Source organism: Streptomyces sp. NPDC043854, from assembly GCF_056436005.1.
In genome coordinates this window covers 1-20,661 of the sequence record NZ_JBWKDK010000071.1, presented here as the reverse complement: position 1 = coordinate 20,661, position 20,661 = coordinate 1, and the positions used below count along the sequence as shown (strand labels likewise).

Annotated in this window: 15 protein-coding genes; 4 read left to right on the top strand and 11 right to left on the bottom strand. The window is 74.6% G+C overall.

Annotation, left to right across the window (positions count from 1 at the left end):
* Positions 1-30 precede the first annotated feature (30 nt).
* Positions 31-684 carry a TetR/AcrR family transcriptional regulator gene (locus AC068A_RS34075; RefSeq protein ID WP_478590158.1) on the top strand — a complete coding sequence of 218 codons (654 nt, stop codon included), beginning with the start codon at positions 31-33 and terminating at the stop codon, positions 682-684.
* 24 nt (positions 685-708) lie between these two features.
* Here the strand turns inward: AC068A_RS34075 and AC068A_RS34070 are convergent, their stop codons facing one another.
* From AC068A_RS34070 to AC068A_RS34025, 10 genes are all read right to left on the bottom strand, one after another.
* Positions 709-2,553 (bottom strand): SUMF1/EgtB/PvdO family nonheme iron enzyme, encoded by a 1,845-nt coding sequence (locus AC068A_RS34070; protein WP_478590157.1) that lies wholly within the window; start codon positions 2,551-2,553, stop codon positions 709-711.
* Positions 2,553-3,539, bottom strand: a complete 987-nt coding sequence (locus tag AC068A_RS34065; RefSeq protein ID WP_478590156.1) for a hypothetical protein — start codon at positions 3,537-3,539, stop codon at positions 2,553-2,555. The genes AC068A_RS34070 and AC068A_RS34065 overlap by 1 nt, the downstream gene beginning before the upstream one ends.
* 12 nt (positions 3,540-3,551) lie before the next feature.
* Positions 3,552-4,109 (bottom strand): hypothetical protein, encoded by a 558-nt coding sequence (locus tag AC068A_RS34060; RefSeq protein ID WP_478590155.1) that lies wholly within the window; start codon positions 4,107-4,109, stop codon positions 3,552-3,554.
* A 24-nt stretch (positions 4,110-4,133) separates the two neighbouring features.
* Entirely contained in the window at positions 4,134-5,285 is a 1,152-nt protein-coding gene (locus tag AC068A_RS34055) for an NAD(P)/FAD-dependent oxidoreductase (protein ID WP_478590154.1), read from the bottom strand.
* 2 nt (positions 5,286-5,287) lie between these two features.
* On the bottom strand, positions 5,288-6,265 hold the full coding sequence (locus tag AC068A_RS34050) for a 2-hydroxyacid dehydrogenase (RefSeq protein ID WP_478590153.1): 978 nt from the start codon (positions 6,263-6,265) through the stop codon (positions 5,288-5,290).
* Positions 6,266-6,303: 38 nt separating this feature from the next.
* Entirely contained in the window at positions 6,304-7,071 is a 768-nt protein-coding gene (locus AC068A_RS34045) for an iron-containing redox enzyme family protein (RefSeq protein WP_478590152.1), read from the bottom strand.
* A gap of 235 nt (positions 7,072-7,306) precedes the next feature.
* Entirely contained in the window at positions 7,307-8,155 is an 849-nt protein-coding gene (locus AC068A_RS34040) for a carbohydrate ABC transporter permease (RefSeq protein ID WP_478590151.1), read from the bottom strand.
* Positions 8,152-9,504: a carbohydrate ABC transporter permease gene (locus AC068A_RS34035; RefSeq protein ID WP_478590150.1), complete on the bottom strand. Its 1,353-nt coding sequence runs from the start codon at positions 9,502-9,504 to the stop codon at positions 8,152-8,154. Before AC068A_RS34035 ends, AC068A_RS34040 begins: the two co-directional genes overlap by 4 nt.
* A gap of 7 nt (positions 9,505-9,511) precedes the next feature.
* Positions 9,512-10,894 carry an ABC transporter substrate-binding protein gene (locus tag AC068A_RS34030; RefSeq protein ID WP_478590149.1) on the bottom strand — a complete coding sequence of 461 codons (1,383 nt, stop codon included), beginning with the start codon at positions 10,892-10,894 and terminating at the stop codon, positions 9,512-9,514.
* 148 nt (positions 10,895-11,042) lie between these two features.
* On the bottom strand, positions 11,043-14,252 hold the full coding sequence (locus AC068A_RS34025; protein ID WP_478590148.1) for an FtsK/SpoIIIE domain-containing protein: 3,210 nt from the start codon (positions 14,250-14,252) through the stop codon (positions 11,043-11,045).
* A gap of 384 nt (positions 14,253-14,636) precedes the next feature.
* Between AC068A_RS34025 and AC068A_RS34020 the strand changes: the two genes are divergently transcribed.
* Complete coding sequence (locus AC068A_RS34020; RefSeq protein ID WP_478590147.1) at positions 14,637-16,496, top strand: serine/threonine-protein kinase; 1,860 nt, start codon at positions 14,637-14,639, stop codon at positions 16,494-16,496.
* A 151-nt stretch (positions 16,497-16,647) separates the two neighbouring features.
* The gene (locus AC068A_RS34015; protein ID WP_478590146.1) at positions 16,648-17,913 is read left to right on the top strand and encodes a serine/threonine-protein kinase; all 1,266 of its coding nucleotides are present in this window, start codon (positions 16,648-16,650) and stop codon (positions 17,911-17,913) included.
* A 201-nt stretch (positions 17,914-18,114) separates the two neighbouring features.
* On the opposite strand, the gene AC068A_RS34010 is transcribed toward AC068A_RS34015, so the two are convergent.
* Positions 18,115-19,116: an isopenicillin N synthase family dioxygenase gene (locus AC068A_RS34010; protein ID WP_478590145.1), complete on the bottom strand. Its 1,002-nt coding sequence runs from the start codon at positions 19,114-19,116 to the stop codon at positions 18,115-18,117.
* Between the two features lie 313 nt (positions 19,117-19,429).
* Between AC068A_RS34010 and prfB the strand changes: the two genes are divergently transcribed.
* Positions 19,430-20,548 carry a peptide chain release factor 2 gene (gene prfB, locus AC068A_RS34005; protein ID WP_478590144.1) on the top strand — a complete coding sequence of 373 codons (1,119 nt, stop codon included), beginning with the start codon at positions 19,430-19,432 and terminating at the stop codon, positions 20,546-20,548.
* Positions 20,549-20,661 lie beyond the last annotated feature (113 nt).

The following is a 20,661-nucleotide window of genomic DNA, read 5'->3' as shown; positions in this document are numbered from 1 at the left end:
GGTTCTGGCGTGCCCGGCTATGCTCTGTCCATGACCACGGACCCCGCCGCCCCGACCACCCCGACCACCCCGACCGCCCCCGCCCGTCGCGCCCCCGCCGGGGCCGCCGTGTTGCGCGAGGAGGTGACCGAGGCGATCCGCGCCGCGGTACTGGCGGAACTGGCCGCGGTCGGGTTCTCGCGGATGTCGATCGAGGGGATCGCGCGGCGCGCCGGAGTCGGCAAGACGGCCGTCTACCGGCGCTGGAAGTCCAAGCTCCACCTGGTCCTGGACCTGGTGGAGGCCTTCGCGGCGGACGGCCTGCCCGTCCCCGCCACGGGCTCGCTCCACGGCGACGTACGCGCCCTGCTGGAGGCCATGTCACACGTGCTGCGCCACCCGGTGGCCTCCGCGGTGATCCCCGACCTGCTCGTCGAGGCGGCCCGCAACCCGGAGATCGCGGACGCGGTACGCGGCGCCCTCCTCGACGGGGAGCGGCGGATGGCGGAGGGCATCGTGTCCGACGCCGTCGCCCGCGGCGAGCTGGCGCCCGGCACGGATCCCGGCCGGGCGCTGGACCTCGCGATCGGCCCGCTGTACTGGCGGCAGGTGGTGGTCCGCGACGAGGTCCCGGCCGACTACCTCGACGCCCTGGCCGCCTCGGTGGTGGCCGGCCTCAAGTCCCCGGCCCCCGGGCGGCCCTGACCACCCCGCCCGGCCCTCCTGCCGCTACCGCGGGTAGAACGCCACCCGGAACCCCAGGTCCACGTAGGCGTTCTGCGGCGGGTCGTAGGAGCGGAACTGGATCCGCCGGGCCAGCGGCTCCCGCGAGAACCACGACCCCCCGCGCACGATCCGGTCGCCCCGGGCCCCGATGTCCTCGCGGCCCGGCCGGGTGTCGGAGTACGGCCAGGCCAGCGACCGCGTCCACTCCCACACGTTGCCGATCATGTCCTGGGGGCCGTCCTCACGGGCGGCCCAGGGGAACAGGCCCACCGGCACCGAGCGCTGGGTCCAGTCCTGCTCCCGGCGCACGTGGGCCATGTCGTCCTGCCAGTCGGTGCCCCACGGGTACGGGGCGGACTCCGGCCGGCCCAGACAGGAGCACTCCCACTCCGCCTCGGTGGGGAGGTCGGCGCGGCCGTCGGCGTCCAGCACCCCGCGCTCGCGCAGCCGCTTGGTCAGCCAGCGGCAGTACGCCACCGCCTCCCACCAGTTGACCCCGACCACCGGCTGGGTGGACCGGTTGTAGCGCGGGTCCCACCAGTAGAGCGGGACCTCCCGCAGCAGCAGCTGGTCCACGTACTCCTGAAGGGACTCCTCGTCGATGATGCCCTCGCGCATCTCCTTGCTGAGGTGGATCCGCTGGGTGTTCGTGGACCCGGCGCGCGGACCGTCCGGCGCGTCGATGAAGTCCGTGTCGTGCATGACCCACAGCCGCGCGGGGCCCTCCGGCCAGCAGTCGGGGTCCCGGTACCCGCCGGAGGCGACGAACTCGGCGTAGTCCCGGTTGGTGACCGGCAGCGCCGACATCCGGAACGCGCCGATCTGCTCGATGCGCTGCGGATACCAGTCGATGTGCTGGTACTTGTCGTCCCGGGAGTTGAGCGGTGTCGTCGAGCCGATGGGGTAGGCGCCCGCGGGGACGGCGCAGCTGCGCTCGACGAGGGCCTGGCACCGCTCCTCCCACGTCGACGGGTTGAGCCGGCCGTGCACGGTGGCGGCCCGCTCCCGGGTCCGCAGGTCCCGGGCCCGGTCCCCGACCGCCCCGGCGACCGCGTCCGACACGGACCGGCGCAGCCGCCGTACCAGCCCGGACGGCTCCGCGTCCGGCCGGGCCGCCGCCAGGACCACCAGCAGCTCGCCGGCCAGCAGCCACAGCGGCAGCCCCTCGTCGGCGGCCTCCTCGGCGGCACCCGCCAGCTCGGCCGCGGTCCCGGTCACCAGGCGGTGCCCCTCGGCCGTGGTCTGGGCGCTGGCCCAGTAGCGCAGCGGGGCGTGCCAGCCGGGGTGGCGGCACAGCCCGACGAGGGTCTCGGAGTCCCGCCGGGCCAGGGCGCAGCCGGCGAAGTAGTCGCGGAAGAGGTCCTGCCGGAAGGACAGCCGGCTGGCCGTGTCGACGGCGAGGATCCCGTGGCCCTTGCGGAGGAACTGCACGTAGTCGACGACGGCGGGGAAGGCGTCGAGGAATTCGCGGTCCTCGCCCAGCGCGTGCAGGATCGGGTCCTGGACGGCCGCCGCGGAGATCGCGTTCGCCTCCGGCTGCACGGACCGCAGCGAGGTGATGGAGAAGCCGATCTCCTCGACGATCCGCTGGATCTCGGTGTCGTAGGCCGGCCGCAGCAGGCACGGGTTGGCGGCGTCCGCGGTGCGTCTGCGGGGCCGCTTGTGCAGGAGCTCCTCGGCCGCCAGCCGGCAGAAGTGCCCGACGGACGTGGGGACCTCGTGGTTGCGCTCGGTGGAGACGACCAGGAGGTGCAGCAGGTACGGGACGCGGGCGGCCGCCGCGAGGGCGCTGTCACCGCGGATGGCCGCGATGAGCCGCTCGGAGAGCTTTCCTTCGTGAAGTGGCATCAGGCGGTGAACCATCCGGTGATGTAGTTCTCGAGGTCGCGCTGCCTGGGCGGCCTCAGGAGGTAGGCGCTGACATCGCGCGCCCGGGCGCACTCGGCGGAGAACCAGCTCGAATCCGAGACGGTCACCAGGACGCGCAGGTTCCGGTAGTGCACGTGGAGCTGCGCCAGCGTCTGCAGGACGGTGCGCGGGGACCAGTTGTCGGAACTCGCGTGGGACTGCAGGGGCACGTCCTCCACCCCGTCCACGAAGAGGAAGGCGCGGTCGAGGGAGTCCCGCAGCAGGGTGCGCGCGGTGTCCCCGTAGACGCCGATCCCGGAGCGGGAGACGGCGGCGTCGGTGACGACCTCGGCCATCGCCGCGAAGTCGCTGCGCGCCGGTACGTCCAGCGCGTTGACGATCAGCGGTACGGGCGCCTGCGGGTCGCCGGTCAGCGCGCGCTCCGCGAGCAGCGAGGCGTAGTGCAGGCAGACCGAGGTGCGCCCGGAGCACGGCGGCCCGACGAGCACCACCGAGCGGCCCGCGCCGTGCAGCACGACCCCGTCCAGGGGCAGGCCGGGGGAGTCCTCGTCGTCCGGCGGGGCGGTCCTGGCCAGGGCGTCGATCTCGCGGACCTCCCGGGGTATCCAGACGGCGTCCAGCGGGCGGTCGGGGAAGTTCCCGGTCCGTGTGTCGGCCCCGTCCCGGCTGGTGGTCGACAGCGCGCGCAGCGCGCCCAGGTAGTGGACCAGCTCCACGGGGAGTTCACGCGGCTCGGGCGCGGGGTCCGCCCCGGCCGCACCCGGCCCGGGACCGGAGCCGGAGCCCGCGCCGGAGCCCGTGCCGGAGCCGGAGCCCGTGCCGGAGCCCGGGCCCGCCCCGGGGCCGGGGCCCGCCGGACCCGGCTGTTCCGGGACGCGCTCGCCCGCCCCCCGGGACGCCTGCGGATTGATGCGGCGGGCAGCCGGGCGTGTGCCCTGCGCGCCGGAATCTTCGTCAGGGGCCATCTCACCTCACCGTCAGGGGCCGGACGGGTGCCACGTCGCGGGCTCGGGGACCGCGGTGACGCGCCCCAGCTCGGACCGGCTCCAGTACCGCCCGTCACTGTCTGCGAACACGAACTTCAGCGGCAGCGCCCGGCTCTGGTCCGGCTGCACCGCCAGCGGCACCTCGTAGTCCGTCCGGCCCGGGACCAGCGGCCCGAGCTCCTCGTGGCACAGGTGCACCGAGCCGTCGGGGCTGTCCGCACGCCACCGGAACACGGGCAGGGAGGTGGAGTTCTCCACCTGGACCGCCCAGTACGGCTGGCCGGCGTCGGACAGCACCGTCATCCACGCGGCCGCGGCCGTACGCTGCCGCCTGCGCTCACGGCTCTCGGAGCGGAGGACCGTGCCCACGGCAGCCGTGACCGCCCCGACCTGGCCCAGCCCGCTGACCCAGTCCCCCCAGGTCCCGGCATTGTCGTGGTCGAACTTCCTCCCGTACGGCTGGAGCCCCCACAGCGGCAGGGACAGCAGCAGCACCACCACCGCCAGCAGCCCCCACCGCATGACCGCGCTACGCCATACGACCCTCATACCCGTCGCCAACCGGACCGCCCCTCACAGGAATCGCCGCGGGTCCATCACACGCAGGGCCTCCGCCTGCTCGGCGGTCAGGCCCGACTCCGCCAGGACACTGCGCACCAGCGCCGCCGTGATCGGGGCGAGGGTGATCCCGACACCGAAGTGCCCGGTGGCCATGACCACCCTGCCCTCGGGATCGGCGTGCCCCACCAGCGGGTAGCCGTCGGCCGTGCCCGGCCGGATCCCGGCCCAGGAGCCGGTCAGCCGCCACTTCCGGGAGGACGGGACCAGCACCCGCAGTGCCGCCAGCAGCCGCTCGGTGGCGGGCTGCTCCGGCTCCTCGTCCCAGCGGCCCTTGTCGTACGTGACCCCGACCACCACCCGACCGTCGTGGCGGGGAACCGCGTACGAGGACACGGTGGCCTCGTCCAGCGGCACCTTGCAGTACACGTGGTGGCGCAGCGGATAGCCGGCCGCGCCCGGCACCAACAGTTCGGCGGCCTGCCCCCGGACGGGGAACTGGCCGCCCGGCCGGGTCGGCACCAGCTCGGGGCTCCACGCCCCGGCCGCCACCACGACCCGGTCCCCGCGGACCACGCCGCCCCCGTCCAGGTGGACGTCCACCCCCTGCCCGCGCGGGGCCAGGGCCCGCACCCGGGTGCCGGACCGCACCTCGATCCGCGGGTTGCCGCCCACCACCGCGCGCAGGGCGGACATCAGCACCCGGGGCTCCAGCGCCCCCTCGCTCGGCAGCCGTACGGCCGACAGCACCGGCGAGAGCAGCGGCTCGGCCCCCGCCAGCACCGCCGGATCCAGCCGCTCGACCCGGAAGCCCTGCTCCACCCACTGCGGCACCAGCTGGTCCCCGAGGCGCCGCCGCTCCTCGGGGTCGAGGGCCACCTGCAGGAGACCGGAGTCCAGGAACGGCACCGCGATCCCGGACCCCGCCTCCAGCCCCGCCAGCCACTGCGGGTACATCTGCCGGCTCGCCTCGGCGAACCGCCGCAGCGGGCCGCGGCAGAAGTCGTCGCTCTGCGGGGTGATCCCGCCGATGGCCGCCCAGCTCGCCGCCATCCCGGTGTCCTGGCGGGCGTCCAGCAGGATGCAGCGGTCGAAGAGGTCGCTCGCCGCTGCGGCGACCGAGCAGCCTATGACGCCGGCCCCGACGACGACCAGTGCGGAGCCCATGCTCAGCGGCTCCCGTTGACGATGTAGGCGTCCTGCTCTCCCGTCACGACATTGACGATGGACTGGATGCACTTGACCGCCATGGCGTCGCGGGCGTCGTGGGTGAGCGACCCGATGTGCCCGGTGACCAGCAGCCGGGACTTCGGCAGCGCCAGCAGCTCCTCGCGCTCCGGGACGTCCGCTTCGTAGAAGCCGTCGAACGCGGCCGTGTGGATGCGGCCGCTGGTCAGGCCCTGAAGCAGGGCGGCCGGGCTGATCACGGACGGCCTGGCCGTGTTGACGAGCGCGATCCCGCCGGGCGGCAGCAGGCCGATCTCCGCCACCCCGATCATGCCGCGCGTCTCGGGGGTGTCCGGGACCATGACGACGAGGTTCTCGGCCCACGACAGCAGGCCCGGCAGGTCCTTGTAGGCGATGCCGAGCCGCTCCTCGACCTCGGGCTTGCGCGTCCGGGAGAAGTACGCCGTCTCCGTCGCCAGGCCCAGCGTGCCGATCTCGGCGATCCGGGTGCCGATCGCCCCCAGGCCGATGATGCCGAGGCGGTGCCCGGCCAGATCGTGCTGCTTCTCCTCGCCGCCCGAGCTCCCCGCCCGGAAGTCGTCGGCGTACGCGGGGATCTGCCGGCGCTGGGCGAGCAGCAGGCCCACGGTGAACTCGGCCACGCTGTTGACGAGCGTGCCCGGGGTGTTCGTCACCGCGATGCCGAGCTCGGCGGCGGCGTCGGCGTCCACGAAGGACTGGTAGCCGACCCCGAGGAAGCCGACGACCTTCAGCGACTTGGCCCGGGTGAGGGCGGCGCGCGAGGCGAACTCGTCACCACCCAGCAGATAGGCGGTGCAGGACTCCAGCTCCGCGCCCAGCTCGTCCTCGCCGAGCAGGCCCGGAACCGCGTGCACACGGAATCCGGATGCGGACAGCCGGTCGAGGTGCTGCTGCGCCACGCTGCTGCCCGTTACGAGGATCTTTCCCAGATCGGCCACGCGAATTCCCCAAACGTCGGTTGGTCGGACGGAAACGGTCAGGTGAAGAGATCGGCCAACCTGTCGTAATACCGCAGCCGCGCGGAGACGGAACTGCGGGCGGCCGCCAAGTAGTCCTGGGCCAGCGACGGATCGTGGGCGATCAGCTCGGATGCTATATGCCCGATGAGGGCCGAGTGCTCCGTATCCTCATAGATGTTGGCGTCAAGGAAATCGCCGTGCTCGACTTCGGGCGCCGCGCTTTCGAAAGCCCTTTTGACTGCGCCGTATTCGGGTACCAGCATCTGCTCGTTCCCCACGCCGAGCGCACCCAGCGCCGCCACCGGTGAGCTCATGGCAGAGGCCAGGTCCCGCAGGAACGCGTACGTCGCTTCGGCGGGGGTCGCGGAGTCGGGCGCGATGCCCATGCTGTCGGCGAGCCGGTGCAGCAGCCAGGGGTGTGCTGCCCGTGCGACGCCGTCCTTCACGCCTCCGTGCTCCCCCTGGAGGACCAGGTTGAAACGGGCCCGCTGGTGAACGTTCACCAGGGCGCTGGAGGCGAGCGACAGCAGCTGGGCGAAGACGCCGGTGACGAACAGCTCCTGCGAGACCCAGAACTCCAGGGCCGGCCGGGAGCCCGCCGCCACCTCGAAGAACCGGTGCCGCTCGACCCCGCTGTCGGGGACGAGCCGGCTCGCCTCCTCCACCACGGGGTGCAGGGGTACGGCTTCCACGGGAAGGAAACGTGCGCCGTACTGCCATTGGGCGAAGTTCGATTCCACGAGCCGGCCGGCCAACTCCGCGTTCCACGGTGCGGTCAATGCCATGGTGACACCTCTTCCGTGCAGGGACGCCCGACGGTCAACTCCAAGGGCAAGGCGCTCCCATGGTGGCGCAGAAGCAGGCGGCCCGCTGGCGATTAACCGGAAGCGGCCGCGGAAGCCGGCGGGGGCGGCGTGACGGCCACAGGGACGGGGTGGCCAGGGGGACCGGAGCGGGCTCCGGGGCGCGTGAGGCGGGGGCCGGTCCCGGCCGTGAACCCGGCCGTTCCGCCGGACCGCGCTACTTGACCGCGCCGGCCGTCACCCCCGTCGTGAACTGCCGCTGGAAGGCGAAGAACACCGCCAGCGGCACCACCATCGACAGGAAAGCGCCGGGCGCGAGGATGTCGATGTTGTTGCCGAACTGCCGTACCTGCTGCTGGAGGGCGACCGTGACCGGCGGGTGCGAGGAGTCCGCGAAGACCAGCGCGACCAGCATGTCGTTCCACACCCACAGGAACTGGAAGATGCCCAGCGAGGCGATCGCGGGCCCGCCCAGCGGCAGCACCACCTGGGCGAACAGCCGCAGTTCGCCGGCCCCGTCCAGCCGGGCCGCCTCCAGCAGCTCCCGCGGGATCTGCGCGAAGAAGTTGCGCAGCAGGAACACCGCGAACGGCAGTCCGAACGCGGTGTGGAACAGCACCACCCCGGCGGTGGTCTCGAACAGGCCGATGGCGCCGAAGAGTTCGGAGACCGGGATCAGCGCCACCTGCACCGGGACGACGAGCAGCGCGACGACCACGAGGAACAGCCAGTCCCGGCCCGGGAACTCCAGCCAGGCGAAGGCGTACCCGGCGAACGAGCCCAGCACCAGCACCAGCAGGGTCGCCGGCACGGTGATGGCCACCGTGCTCAGCAGCGAGCCGGTGATCGCGTCGTCGGCGAGCAGCCGCTCGTAGTTCCCGGTCGTCAGCCGGGCCGGCGCGGTCAGCGCCTGCCACCAGCCGCCGTCGTTCAGGTCGCTCGGGTCGAGGAAGGAGGAGACCAGCAGCCCCAGCGTGGGCAGCAGCCAGAACAGGCCCGCGAGGACCAGGAAGACGCGGACCGCCCCGCCGGCCACGCGGGAGGCTGCGGTGTGCGCGAAGCTCATCGGCGGGCCTCCCGGCGCATGCGGCGGATGTTGTAGAGCATGACCGGCACCACCAGCACCAGCAGCAGTACCGCGATGGCGCTGCCCAGCCCCGGGTCGGCGTCCGTGCCGAAGGAGGTCCGGTACAGCTGGAGGGCCAGGACGTTGGCGTCGTCCTGGACCGCGCCCGGCGCGATCACGAACACCAGGTCGAAAATCTTCATCACGTTGATCACGAGGGTGACGAGGACCACCGCCAGCACCGGCGCCAGCAGCGGGACGGTGATCCGGCGGAACACCTGCCACTCGTTCGCCCCGTCCACCCGCGCCGCCTCCAGCAGCTCCCGCGGCACGGACGCCAGCCCCGCCGCGATCAGCACCATCGCGAACCCGGCCCACATCCACACGTAAGCCCCGATGACCGCCGGGGTGACCAGCGACGGGCCCAGCCAGTCCACCCCCGCGTACGCCTCCCGGAAGTTCGACGCGGGCAGCCGCAGCAGCGCCCCGTCGGCCTTCGCGGACATGCTGAACGTGCCGTCCGCGCGGGTCGTCGCCGACTCCACCACCCGGCCGTCCTCGACCGCCTCGATCCGCATTCCGGCGAAGCCGGACTCCGCCGGGTCGACCGCGTTGGTCCGGCCGCCGCCGCCCCGGGTGAAGTCCTGCCAGGCCGTCCCCGTGACCCGGCCCGGCTCGGCCGGGGCGGGCCGGGCCGTACGGGTGCCCGCAGGCAGCGCCTCCGGGGCGACGCCGACCAGCGGGAGGAGCACCGGCTCGCCCGCCCGGACCGGCTCGCGGGTGAGGTAGCCGCCCGCGTCGGCGCCCTGCCCGGGGACGAGCGGCGCGTCCCGGCCCGGGCGGGCCCGCGGGAACGCCGAGGCCGGGGCGAAGGTGTCGTGGACCGCGACCAGTACCGCGTTGGCGACGCCCCGGTCGGGGTCGTGGTCGTAGACCAGCCGGAAGATGATCCCGGCCGCCAGCATCGAGATCGCCATCGGCATGAAGACCAGCAGCTTGAACGCGGTGCCCCAGCGCACCCGTTCGGTGAGCACCGCGAAGACCAGGCCGAGGGCCGTTGCGGCGGCCGGCGCGACCACGACCCACACCGCGGTGTTCTCCACGGCCGTGCGGATCGCGTCGTCGCGCAGGATCTCCGCGTAGTTGTCCCCGCCGACGAAGCGGCCGCCGGAGCGGTCGAAGAGGCTGCGGTAGACGGAGTAGCCGATCGGGTGCACGACGAGCGCCCCGAGCAGCACCAGCGCCGGGAGGAGGAACGCCGCCGCGACGAGGCGGCGGCGCCGGGCCTGCCCGGACCGCGAGGACGGGGCGGCCCGGCGCGCGGCCGCCCCCGTACCGGCCGAGGACATCACGGGATCAGTTCCCGTACGCCTTGGCCGCCTCCGCCTCCAGTCTGCTCTGGGTGCCCGCCACGTCCGACGGGTTCGCCAGGAAGTCCTGAAGGGCCTTCCACTCGCCCGCGCCCGGAGTCCCGCCGAAGGCCGCCGGAGCCTGGTCCGACATGTCGAAGCGGAAGTCGTCGCCCGCCGAGATCAGGGCCCGGGCGATGGCCCGCTGGATGTCGTTCGGGTACGCGGAGAGGCTGACGGCCTTGTTCGGGGACAGGAAGCCGCCCTCGCGGGCCTGGATCTCCGCCGCGTCCGGCGAGGCCAGGAACGTCAGCAGCGCCTGCGCGCCCTTCGACGGCTTCAGCGCGACCGCCACGTCACCGCCCGAGACCACCGGCGGCTTGGCGCCGACCGCCGGGAACGGGAACACCAGGGCGTCGCTGCCGATCTTCGCCTCGGTCTGGGCGATGTTCACCGCCACGAAGTCGCCCTCGAAGACCATCGCGGCCGCCGGCCGGTCCCCGCCGGTGAACGTCTGCGTCACCGACTTCGGGAATTCGGTGGCCAGCGCCCCGCTCGGTCCGCCCGCCAGGAAGTCCTTGCGGCCCAGCAGCTCGGCGAGCGTGGTCAGCGCCTGCCGGACGCTGTCGTCCGTCCACTTGATCTGGTGCTTGGCGAGCTGGTCGTACTTCTGCGGGCCCGCCTGTGAGAGGTAGACGTTCTCGAACCAGTCCGTCAGCGTCCAGCCGTCCGCGCCGGCCACCGACAGCGCCGGGGTGCCGGAGGCGGACAGCGTGTCCGCGACGGACAGCAGCTCCTTCCAGGTCTTCGGGGGCTGCACCCCGGCCGCCTCGAAGGCCTTCGCGTTGTACCAGATCAGCGACTTGTTGGCGGCCTTGTAGTACACCCCGTACTGGGTGCCGTCGACCGCGCCCAGCTGCTTCCAGCCGTCGGAGTAGTTCGCGTCGAGCTGGGCCTTCGCCTCCGGGCCGACCGGCTGCACCCACTTGTTCTGCACCGCCGCGGCCAGCGCCCCGACCTGCGGCAGCAGCGCCACGTCCGGCGGCTGCCCGCCCGCGATCTTCGTGCCGAGGAAGGTGACGATCGGGTCCTGGGCCGGCACGAAGGTGACCGAGGCGCCCGTCCGCTTCTCGAACTCCTTCAGCACCTTCGTGAAGTTCGCCTGCTCCGGGCCCGTCCACACCGCCGCGACCTGGAGCTTCTCCCCGTCCAGCCGCGGTAACTGCACCCTCGGGACGGCCGAGGCCGTCGCCCCCGGAGGCGGATCGGCCTTCGAGCCCCCGCCGCCCCCGCACCCGCTCAGGACGAGGACGCCCGCGGCGGCCAGGACCGCCCAGGCACGGCTGCTGCTTCTACGGTTCTTCGTACGGCTCGTTCCCTGCCTGAGCATGGTTCGCCCCCGATTCCCGTGGTGTGACCCGTTCCACAGGTCTACGCCGAGCCGGGCACCCCCGCAATACCGCGTCACGGCCCGCGGCGGCGGCGTGCCGGGCCGTGCGGGGAGCCGCGAGGGCGCCGCGCAGGCGCCGCGGGCGGGGTCAGGGGGCGGCCGGGAACAGCACGGGCACCGCCGAGACCAGGTGCGACGCCCGGTCCAGCGCGCTGGCCAGCAGGGCCAGGTCGGTCGGGCCGTTGCCGAGCTCGCGCACCGGCCGGCGGGCCGGAGGATCACCCATCCGCTCCCACTCCACCGGGACCACCGTCGGCCGCTGGGTCGCCGTCCGCGGTATCCGGCCGGTCACCCGGCCGCCCTGGAAGGGGACCGTTCGCCCGTCGGCGAAGCGGAGCAGGCCGCGGCCCGGGCCCGGCCGGTCCGGCGCGTCGAGCTCCACCCGCAGCGGGCTGCTCCGGACGAGCTCGGTGTCGGCCGTACGGTCCGGGCGGGCGGTGGCCGCCACCAGGTGTACGCCGAGCCGCTCCCCGTCCCGGGCCACCGCCTCGAGGGCGCGGACCACCGACCCGGCGGCGGGCCGGCCCGCACTGCCCAGGCCCGGCGCGACCAGCGCGTCGAGGTCGTCCACCAGCACCACCATGCGGGGCAGCGGCCCGGGCCCGGCCGGCGGGTCGGTGCGTACGGCGGCGGCGCGCAGCCGCAGCGTGCCCGTACGCGGCGGATCCGCGTCACCGCCGCCTCCCTGCTCGGCGCCGACCTGCTCGGCCGGGGAGGGCCGGCGCGGCGACACCATCCGGTCGGACAGCTCCCGGCGGGCGTGCCACTCCGCGAACGGGACCCCGTCCAGCAGCTCGGCCCGCCGCTTCAGCTCCGCACCGAGGGCCTGCGCGAACTCCCGCATCCGCCCCGGGTCGGCGGCGACCAGGTGCGCGGAGACGTGCGGCAGGTCGGCGGCGGGCAGCAGCCCGTCGCCGCGCTCCCCGCCCGCGCCGTCGAGCAGGACGAGGGCCAGCCGGTCGGGCCGCGCCCCGGCGGCCAGCGATGCCGCGACCGAGCGGAGCAGCTCGGTACGGCCGCTCCCGGCCGGCCCCTCGACGAGCAGGTGCGGCCCGTGCTGCACCAGGTCCGCTCCGACCGGGCCGCCGCGGCCGCTGCCGAGCACGAACTCGGCGAGCCCGCCCATGCCCTGGCCCTGTTCGGTCGCCGCGGCCCAGCGGGCCATCAGCGAGGCCGGGGTGGCCCGGGCCAGGCCCAGCTCGTCCAGCAGCCGCGCGGTCGGCGGGAGCGCGGCGGCCGCCGACTGCTGCGGCGGGGCGCCGGCGGTCCCGGCGCGCAGCGGGGCCAGCGCGCGGGCGAACCGCTCCGCCCAGGCCGCGGAGACGGCGTCGGCGGTGGTGGTGGTGCCGGGCGGGCAGGGTGTGCCGCCGGCGACGGCGAAGGTCCGTACGGTGGTGGCCACGTCGCCGCTGAGCACGGCGGCGGCGCCGCAGTCCCGGAAGGCGGGGACGGCCGCGCAGGCGGCCTCGTAGGTGTCGGAGAGCGGGGAGGCGGGGGTCGCGGCCGGCGTCTCGGCCAGCACCAGGACGTGGATCCCGGCAGCCGGCCCGTGCGAGGCGAGCCGGCCGGTGAGGTCGCGCACCGCGGAGGTGCCGGGGTCGCCGTCCACGACGAGCAGGGTGTGCGGCCCCTCGTACGCGGCCGCCGCCTCGCGGACGGCACGGTGGTCGGCAGCGGCCCAGTTCACGCCGAGGGGGCCCTCGTCGAGGCGGCGGGCCAGTTCGGCGGATCGGGCCGCGGCCTGGTCGCGGTCGTAGGCGAGGAGCAGCCGGCAGTCCTGGCCGTGCCCGGGCCGTACGTGGGGCAGCCAGCCGAGCCAGGCCCACTCCTCGCGCCGCTGCGCCACGGGACGGGCCCGGTCGCTGCTGATCAGCACGATCTCCAGCTGCGCGGGCGCGTGCAGCGCGGCGAGCTGGGCGACGACCGACCGGGCCACCCCGGACAGGCGGGCGCGCGGGCCGGCGATGCCGAGTGCGCCGACGTCCTGGAGGGCGACCCGGCTGCCGGCCCCGAGGCCGATGTCGAGGCGGCCGCGCGGCCGGGACCACAGCCGCCGGGTGGGCGCGAGGGCGGCCAGCAGCAGGGCGGCGGGGTCGTCGGCGTCCGGTACGGCGGCCGCGGCCGCAGGCGCCGGACCGTACGCCACGGGCTCCTCCCCGCCCCGTATCCACCGCCGTGCCCAGGCCCCGAACCCGCCCCGCCACCCCGAGCCGGGTACCGCGGGGGCGGAGGGGCCGGCAGGGCCGGATGCCGCCGGGCGGGGGCCCGCCGGGGCCGGGGACCCGGACCATGCCGGGCCGTTGGCTTCGGCGGGGCCGGCCGGCACCGCTCCTGCCGGTCCCGATGCCGCCGGGCGGGGGCCCGCCGGGGCCGGGGAGCGGGACCATGCCGGGCCGGAGCCCGTCGGCTCGGGTCCTGCGGGGCCGGCGGCGGACGGGGCGCGGCCGGCCGGGGCGGAGGTGCCGGACTCCGCCGGGCCGGAGGTGCCGGCCGGACGGGCCGGTGCTGCGCCCGCCGGGCCGACTGCGCCCGACCCCGCGGTGCCCGCCGGGCGGGAGCCCGCCGGGACGGCGGGGACGGGCCGTGCGGTGGTCGTCGGGGCGGGGGCGGGGGCGGGGGCGGCGGCGTCGGCCGGAGGCGGGAGGCAGAGGTGGCCCTCGCGGTCCGGGACGACCGGGAGGGGTGCCGGGGCCGAGACGGCCAGGCGCAGGGCGGACTCGCCGATCCGGAGCAGCGCGCCCGGCGCCAGCGGCACGGGCTGCGCGCCCACCTCGGCGCCGTCCACCGTCGTGCCGTTCGTGGAGTTCAGGTCGGCGACCGCCGCCCGCCCGTCCGCCGCCACGGTCACCGCGCAGTGCAGCCGGGACACGTCCGGGTCGTCCAGCGGGATGTCCGCGTCGGCCGAGCGGCCGATCCGGATCGCGCCCGGGTGCAGCAGGTGTACGCCGCCCGCGTCGGGGCCGGCCACCACGTGCAGTTGTGCGCCCTCGGCCGCGTCCGGCGCGGCGTCCGGCACGGGGGCGTGCAGTCCCAGCACCGCCCCGTCGACGAGCGGCGGCTCCCCGAGCACCTGCCGCTGCGGGTCGAGGCGCTCCGTGCCGGCGTACAGCACGACGGTGCCTCTCGGGGCACCCCCGGCGGTGGACGGGGGGGTGTCGGGCCCGCCGACGGTCGCCGCCAGCCCGGAGGCCACCGCGGCCAGCGCGGTCCCGGCGGGCGCGGTGACGAGCACGTCACACCCGGCGGGCGCGGTCTGGTGGCCGCTGCGCGACCCGAGGACGGTCAGCCGGATCTGCATCGCCGTCAGCGATCCCTTCTGCGCGGTGCGCGGTTCGTGCGCCCGGCAGGGGACGACGGCAGCCGCAACGGCTGCCCCGAAACCCCCACCCGGCGGGGGCTCCCGTCCCCGCCGCTCCGTTCGGGTGCATCCTCGCACCTGTCGCGGACGACACGCCCGGTTCTCCCCAAGAAATGATCTTGAATGATCGCACCCGGGGGGAAAGCCGAGGAAAATCGCCTCCGGCACACCTTCCGAACGTCACCCTTCGTACACATGTACGGCAACCAACCTCCGGCAGCCCGCGTCTTCCGGGTGGACACCCCCTAGAGTGGGCCGGAAAACGAACCAGGAACACGAACCACCGGCGGGACCCACCGCAGGACGACACAGGGAGCGCGAGACGTGCGGCCAGTCGGCAGCAAGTACCTGCTCGAGGAGCCGCTCGGGCGCGGCGCCACGGGCACCGTCTGGCGTGCCCGCCAGCGTGAGACCGCCGGTGCGGAGGCGGCCGTCGCCGGCCAGCCCGGCGAGACCGTGGCCATCAAGGTCCTCAAGGAGGAACTGGCCCAGGACCCCGACATCGTCATGCGCTTCCTGCGGGAGCGCTCGGTCCTGCTGCGCCTGACCCACCCCAACATCGTCCGCACCCGCGACCTCGTCGTCGAGGGCGACCTCCTCGCGCTCGTCATGGACCTGGTCAACGGCCCGGACCTGCACAAGTACATCCGCGAGAACGGCCCCTTCACCCCGGTCGCCGCCGCCCTGCTCACCGCGCAGATCGCGGACGCGCTCGCCGCCAGCCACGCCGACGGCATCGTCCACCGCGACCTGAAGCCGGCCAACGTGCTCCTCGACGAGAGCGACGGCCGGATGAAGCCGATGCTCACCGACTTCGGCATCGCCCGGCTCGCCGACTCCCCGGGTCTGACCCGCACCCACGAGTTCGTCGGCACCCCCGCCTACGTGGCCCCCGAGTCCGCCGAGGGCCGCCCGCAGACCTCCGCCGTCGACATCTACGGCGCCGGCATCCTGCTGTACGAACTCGTCACCGGCCGCCCGCCGTTCGCCGGCTCCACCGCCCTCGAAGTGCTCCAGCGGCACCTCAACGAGGACCCGCAGCGCCCGCCGACCCTGCCCGAGCCGCTCTGGATCGTCATCGAGCGCTGCCTGCGCAAGGAGCCGACCGAGCGCCCCAGCGCCGAGAACCTGGCCCGCGGCCTGCGCGTGGTCGCCGCCGGCATCGGTGTGCACAGCGCACCCAACGAGGTCGAGGCCGCGCTCGGCGTCGGCGCCCTGCTCGCGCCGGACCCCTCGCCCGCGCCCGTCCCCGAGACGCCGGGCGCCGCCGACCCCACGCAGGTGCTGCCCGCCCGCCCGGCCGCCGCGCCGGGCGGCGCCCCGGCCGGTGCGTACGACCCGAACGCCATGACCAGCGTGCTGCCGCCGGTCGGCGCCGACGACGCCACCTCCGTCCTGCCGAGCACCGGCGCCCCCGGGATCCCGGACGCGGCCGCGACCTCGGTCATGCCGCCCGTGGAGCGCCCGGACCAGCCGCACCCGTGGCAGACGCAGATGCGCGCCGCGCGCGAGCGCAACGAGCAGACGCAGATGCACTACCTCGACCCGAGCGAGGACCCGCTGCGCCGCCGCCCGCAGCGGCAGGCGCCCCCGCAGCCGCAGCAGCGCCCCCAGCAGCCCCCGCAGCCGCAGCAGCCCCCGCAGTACCACCAGAACCAGCCGCAGCAGTACCCGCCGCAGCAGCAGTACCCGCCGCAGCCGCAGCGCCCCCAGCCTCCGCAGCACCGGCAGCCTCCGCAGCACCGGCAGGCCCCGCAGCAGCCGTACTACCCGCAGCCGCAGCAGGCGCCCCCGCCGCCGCAGCCCCAGCAGTACCGGCAGCCGCAGCAGCAGCCCGCGTACCAGCCCCCGCAGGCCCCGCAGCCCCCGGCCCGGCAGGCGCCCCCGCAGGCCCCGGCGCAGCCGCGCGCCCCGCGGGAGCCGCGCGAGCCGCGCCGGCGCAGCGCCAACCCCATCAAGATCCCGGGCCTCGGCTGCCTCAAGGGCTGCCTGGTCATGATCCTGGTGTTCTTCGTGGCGGGCTGGCTGATCTGGGAGCTCACCCCGCTCCAGGAGTGGATCGGCACCGGCAAGGGCTGGTGGGACCAGGTGTGGAGCTGGGGCTCCGGAATCGTCGACTGGGTCTCGTCCCTCGGCGAGGTCACCGGCTCCGGCAGTGGCACCGGCACCGGCACCACACCCTGAACCGGCCCTGTACGGAGCCGACTTCGTAGATTTGTCGACATCCGGGACCTGATTTTGCCCGCAGAAGTGAAGGTCGTCGCGATCCGCGGCGACCTTCACCCTTCCGGCCGCGTAGTTTTGGGGGCGTACGCCAGCCGCTGAGGGAGCAGTTGTGGCACGGAAAATCGGCAGCCGGTACACCGCACACCAGATCCTGGGGCGCGGCAGCGCGGGCACGGTGTGGCTCGGCGAAGGGCCGGACGGGCCCGTCGCCGTCAAACTCCTGCGCGAGGACCTCGCGTCCGACCAGGAACTGGTCGGCCGCTTCGTCCAGGAGCGCAGCGCACTGCTCGGCCTGGACCACCCGCACATCGTCTCCGTCCGCGACCTCGTCGTCGACGGCAACGACCTGGCCCTGGTCATGGACCTGGTGCGCGGTACGGACCTGCGCACGCGCCTGGACCGGGAGCGGCGGCTCGCCCCCGAGGCGGCCGTCGCGATCGTCGCCGACGTCGCGGACGCGCTCGCCGCGGCCCACGCCGCCGGGGTCGTGCACCGGGACGTCAAGCCCGAGAACGTACTCCTCGACATGCAGGGCCCGCTCGGGCCGGGCGGATCGCACCCCGCCCTGCTGACCGACTTCGGCGTGGCCAAGCTGATCGACTCGCCGAAGCGGGCCGGGTCGGCAGCCGCGGCGGGGCGCGCGTCGGCCCCGGCGACCCGGATCATCGGCACACCGGACTACCTGGCCCCGGAGATCGTGGAGGGCCTGCCCCCGCGGGCGGCCGTGGACATATACGCCCTGGCCACCGTGCTGTACGAGCTGCTGGCCGGGTTCACCCCGTTCGGCGGCGGCCACCCGGGCGCGGTGCTGCGCCGGCACGTGACGGAGACGGTGGTCCCGCTGCCCGGGATCCCCGACGAGCTGTGGCAGCTGGTGGTGCAGTGCCTGGCCAAGGCCCCGGCCTCGCGGCTGCGCGCCTCGGAGCTGTCGGCCCGGCTGCGGGACCTGCTGCCGACGCTGGCGGGGATGCCGCCGCTGGACGTGGACGAGCCCGACGACGCCGAGCCGGAGCAGCTCGAGGCCCGGGAGGCCCCGGGGCAGCCCGACCCGGTCAGGCGCCGCGGGGTCGTCCCGCTGGTGCCGGGCAGCGCGACCGACTCCAACCGGGACACGCACACCTCGATGCGGGTGCCGGCGCCGGACGAGCTGGCCGGGGGAGCGCTGGGCACCGCCCGGGTGCCGAGGCCGGCCGGAGGCCACCGGCCGGGGTCCGCCCGGCACCGGGCGGACACGGTCCGCCGGCGGCGGCTGGTGCTGTCCGCCGCCGCGACGGGCCTGGTCGCCGCGCTCGGCGTCGGCAGCTGGCTGGCCTCCTCCGGCGACGAGCCGCCCCGCGCCCCGGCGACAAAGCACTCGGCCCCGCCGAAGCGCTAGCTAGCCGCCAGCCGCGGCCGCCGCCGCAGCCGCTCCCCGGTCCGGGGACTCCGCCCCCGGACCCCCGCGCCTCAAACGCCGGCGGGGCTGGAAACTCCAGCCCCGCGCGGCGTTTGAGCGCACCGGGCGCGAAGCGCACGGAACGGGGTCCGGGGCGGCGCCCCGAATCCCCGCCGAGGCTTGAGGCGCCGGGGCGGCGGGCTACGCCGCGACCAGCTCCGGATGCCAGCGCCGCGCCACGGCGGGGTGGGCCCGCACCCACCCCTTGAGCTCGTTGCGCCCGTACTCCGCGTGCAGCGGGTTCGACGCGTCGTGCAGCACCCCCGGGGCGTGCCTCAGGTACTCGCCCGGCACCGTGTCGACGACGGCGTCCAGCCGCGGGTTGTAGAAGAACGGCACCGAGAACCGCTCCACCGCGCCCGGCGGGCTGACCACCCGGTGGTCGGTGGCGATCAGGTAGCCCTCCGTGGCGATCTCCAGCAGCTCGCCCAGGTTCACCACGAACGCGCCCGGCATCGGCGGCACGTCCACGTACCCGCCGTCCTTGACCACCTGCAGGCCGCCGACGGAGTCCTGGAGCAGCAGGGTCAGGAACCCGTAGTCCTTGTGGGCCCCGACCCCCTGGTCGGCCCCGGACGGCGCGGACCCGGGGTAGCGGATCAGCTTCGTGTGCAGGTGCGGCCGGTCGGCGAAGGCCTCGTCGAAGAAGCCGTGCGGGGCGCCGATCGAGGTCAGCAGCTCCTGGAGCAGCCGGTGGGCCACCGCGGCCAGCCGGGTCTGCCAGTCCAGGACGACGGTGCGCAGCTCGGGCAGGGCGGCCGGCCACTGGTTCGGGCCCTCCAGCCACAGGTACGCCGGGTCGCCCGGCTTCAGGACCGGCGCCGGGCGCTCCGCGCCGACGTCCAGCTGGTCCCGCCAGTCGGAGGTTCCGCCGGTCAGCTCGTGGCCGATCCGGGTGTAGCCGCGGAAGTGCGGCGAGTTCAGGTTGCTGACGGCGAGCCTGTCGGCCTCCGGAAGGGCGAAGAAAGCCCTGGTCACGTCGAGTATTCGAGCGCTCTCCGCTGCGGTGATGCCGTGCCCGGTGAGGTGCAGGAAGCCGGTGTCCCGGGCTGCGGCGTGCAGTGCCTTCAGGAAGTCGGCCCGCCGGGCCGGGTCGTCGGCCTGGGAGAGATCGATGACGGGGAGGGAGTGCGCGGACGGCATGACGGCTCCATTTCGGATGTCACGGGGTCCTGTTCCCCAAAGGTGTCGGGGCAGCGGAGGGGGAGGGCCTCCGGCAGGGGTGGCGCCGGGGCCGCGTGAGCCGCGTACAGGACCAAGTCGGATCGGGGTTGATCAGGCTTGAGAACGGTCCGGCGGCTGACAGCTCGTCGTCGTGACACGCATGTGGTCCACATGGCGGCGCTTGACGAGGAGGAGAGTCATACCGCGAGCGTACGCCCGTATCGCCCATCATCAGAACGGGTGAACCGGACTGCCCGGACAGCGCCGCCCGCGGACCGGCTACGCTGGACCCGTGGCAGTCGTCGATGTTTCCGAAGAGCTGAAGTCCCTCTCCTCGACCATGGGGTCGATCGAGGCCGTCCTGGACCTCGACAAGCTGAGGGCAGACATTGCCGTGCTCGAGGAGCAGGCAGCGGCCCCGTCCCTGTGGGACGACCCGGAGGCTGCCCAGAAGATCACGAGCCGGCTTTCCCACCTCCAGGCCGAGGTCCGCAAGGCCGAGACGCTGCGGGGCCGCATCGACGACCTCGCCGTCCTCTTCGAGCTGGCCGAGGAGATGGACGACCCGGACACCCGCGCCGAGGCGGAGGTCGAGCTGGCCGCCGTCCGCAAGGCGCTGGAGGAGATGGAGGTCCGCACCCTCCTGTCCGGCGAGTACGACGAGCGCGAGGCGCTGGTCAACATCCGGGCCGAGGCCGGCGGCGTGGACGCCTCCGACTTCGCCGAGCGCCTCCAGCGCATGTACCTGCGCTGGGCCGAGCGCCACGGCTACTCCACGGAGGTCTACGAGACCTCGTACGCGGAAGAGGCCGGCATCAAGTCGACCACCTTCGTCGTCAAGGCCCCGTACGCCTACGGCACCCTCTCCGTCGAGCAGGGCACGCACCGCCTGGTGCGCATCTCGCCCTTCGACAACCAGGGCCGCCGCCAGACCTCCTTCGCCGGCGTCGAGGTGCTGCCGGTCGTCGAGCAGTCCGACCACGTCGAGATCGACGAGACCGAGCTGCGCATCGACGTCTACCGCGCCTCCGGCCCCGGTGGCCAGGGCGTCAACACCACCGACTCGGCGGTCCGCATTACGCACCTCCCGACCGGCATCGTGGTGTCCTGCCAGAACGAGCGCTCGCAGATCCAGAACAAGGCCAGCGCCATGAACGTCCTCCAGGCGAAGCTGCTGGAACGGCGCCGCCAGGAGGAGCAGGCCAAGATGGACGCCCTCAAGGGCGACGGCGGCAACTCGTGGGGCAACCAGATGCGCTCCTACGTCCTGCACCCGTACCAGATGGTCAAGGACCTGCGGACGGAGTTCGAGGTCGGCAACCCGCAGTCCGTGCTCGACGGCGAGATCGACGGCTTCCTGGAGGCCGGCATCCGCTGGCGCAAGAAGGCGGAGCAGGGCCAGGACGCCTGAGCCCTTCAGACGCGGGCGGGGGGGGGGGGGGGGGGGGGGGGGGGGGGGGGGGGGGGGGGGGGGGGGGGGGGTGGGGTTTTTGTTTTTTTTGCGTTCTTCTTCTTCACACCCGT

Bases quoted from the DNA above. Each gene is read 5' to 3' on its own strand.
- AC068A_RS34075 (WP_478590158.1), top strand. From the start codon at position 31: ATGACCACGGACCCCGCCGCCCCGACCACCCCGACCACCCCGACCGCC.
- AC068A_RS34070 (WP_478590157.1), bottom strand. From the start codon at position 2,553: ATGCCACTTCACGAAGGAAAGCTCTCCGAGCGGCTCATCGCGGCCATC.
- AC068A_RS34065 (WP_478590156.1), bottom strand. From the start codon at position 3,539: ATGGCCCCTGACGAAGATTCCGGCGCGCAGGGCACACGCCCGGCTGCC.
- AC068A_RS34060 (WP_478590155.1), bottom strand. From the start codon at position 4,109: ATGAGGGTCGTATGGCGTAGCGCGGTCATGCGGTGGGGGCTGCTGGCG.
- AC068A_RS34055 (WP_478590154.1), bottom strand. From the start codon at position 5,285: ATGGGCTCCGCACTGGTCGTCGTCGGGGCCGGCGTCATAGGCTGCTCG.
- AC068A_RS34045 (WP_478590152.1), bottom strand. From the start codon at position 7,071: ATGGCATTGACCGCACCGTGGAACGCGGAGTTGGCCGGCCGGCTCGTG.
- AC068A_RS34040 (WP_478590151.1), bottom strand. From the start codon at position 8,155: ATGAGCTTCGCGCACACCGCAGCCTCCCGCGTGGCCGGCGGGGCGGTC.
- AC068A_RS34035 (WP_478590150.1), bottom strand. From the start codon at position 9,504: ATGTCCTCGGCCGGTACGGGGGCGGCCGCGCGCCGGGCCGCCCCGTCC.
- AC068A_RS34030 (WP_478590149.1), bottom strand. From the start codon at position 10,894: ATGCTCAGGCAGGGAACGAGCCGTACGAAGAACCGTAGAAGCAGCAGC.
- AC068A_RS34025 (WP_478590148.1), bottom strand. From the start codon at position 14,252: ATGCAGATCCGGCTGACCGTCCTCGGGTCGCGCAGCGGCCACCAGACC.
- AC068A_RS34010 (WP_478590145.1), bottom strand. From the start codon at position 19,116: ATGCCGTCCGCGCACTCCCTCCCCGTCATCGATCTCTCCCAGGCCGAC.